At 64.0% G+C, this 1,382-nt stretch carries 1 protein-coding gene; it reads right to left on the bottom strand.

The features are described 5' to 3' along the window. Positions 1–42 precede the first annotated feature (42 nt). Complete coding sequence (locus EWV37_RS15400; protein WP_129702506.1) at positions 43–1,293, bottom strand: IS256 family transposase; 1,251 nt, start codon at positions 1,291–1,293, stop codon at positions 43–45. Positions 1,294–1,382 lie beyond the last annotated feature (89 nt).

Below are 1,382 nucleotides of genomic sequence, written 5' to 3'. Positions count from 1 at the left end.
GGGTCTGTCCGTTAAACGGTGTGTGGGGTCCGGCGGTTCTCATTAGTGAGTGGTTCTTTCGAACCGTCCGGCGAAGGTGATCGCGAACGCGTTCAGCGCGGGCTTCCACCTCATCATCCAGCGTGCCCTCCCGCCGCCGGTGGGGTCAAGCGAGCGTGTCACCAGGTACAAGCACTTCAACGCCGCTTGCTCGTTCGGGAAGTGCCCGCGGGCTCGGACGGCCCGCCGGTATCTCGCGTTGATCGACTCGATCGCGTTGGTCGTGCAGATCACTTGACGGATCTCGACGTCGTATTCGAGGAACGGCACGAACTCCGCCCAGGAGTTGCGCCAGAGCTGCACGATCGCTGGATACCGCTCACCCCACTCGGCGGCGAACTCCTCGAACCTGTCCTTCGCCGCCTGCTCGGACGGGGCCGTGTAAACGGGCTTGAGCGAACGGACGATCGCATCCCGGTGCTGCCGGCCGGCATAACGGAACGAGTTGCGGATCAGGTGCACGATGCACTGCTGCACGACCGCCTGCTCCCAGGTGGTGTTGATCGCTTCCGGCAACCCCTTGAGGCCGTCGCACACCGCGATCAGCACGTCCTCGACCCCGCGGTTCTTCAGCTCGCTGAACACCTGCAGCCAGAACCTCGCCCCTTCCGCGCCGTCGCCGGCCCAGATACCCAGGATGTCGCGTTCCCCGTTCGTCGTGACGCCCATGACGACGTAGAACGGGGTGTTGCGGACCTGCCCGTCACGAACCTTCACCACGATCGCGTCGACGAAGATCACCGGATAGATCGCATCCAGCGGGCGGGAAGCCCACTCCGCGAGTTCCCCGGTGACCTTCTCGGTAATCTGGCTGATCGTGTCCTTGGAGACCTTCGCCCCATAGACCTCGTCGAAGTGAGCGGCGATCTCCCCGGTCGTCAGCCCGCGCGCGGTCAGCGACAGCACGATCTGATCGATCCCGTCCAGCCGGCGCTTGCGCTTGGGCACGATCACCGGCTCGAACGACCCGTCACGATCCCGAGGAACCTCGATCTCCACCGGCCCGATCTCGGTGAGCACCGTCTTAGTCCGGGTCCCATTGCGCATGTTCACCCCCATTGGGGTCTCGCCGTGCTCGTGACCGAGATGCTCGGTCAGCTCAGCGTTCAGCGCGGTCTCAAGCACGTTTTTCGTGAGCTGGTTTAGCAGGCCTCCTGGCCCGACCAGGCTCACACCCTGCTCCTTCGCCTGCGCCAGTAAGCGCGCGGCGAGGTCTTTCTGATCGATGATCTCTCCCGTCACGGGATCAATCATCTCGTCGTCCAACAAATCGGTCGTGTCAGCCACGGCCGTCTCCTCTCGGATCAGGCCGGACCCTCACACACCGTTCTTCTGACAGTCCC

Source organism: Kocuria carniphila (assembly GCF_004136555.1).
GTDB lineage: Bacteria > Actinomycetota > Actinomycetes > Actinomycetales > Micrococcaceae > Kocuria > Kocuria carniphila.
The sequence above is the reverse complement of the archived record's forward strand: the minus strand, read 5'-3'. Positions and strand labels throughout refer to the sequence as shown.

What these genes read in the sequence shown, in the direction of transcription:
- EWV37_RS15400 (WP_129702506.1), bottom strand. Translation starts at nt 1,293, where the DNA reads ATGATTGATCCCGTGACGGGAGAGATCATCGATCAGAAAGACCTCGCC.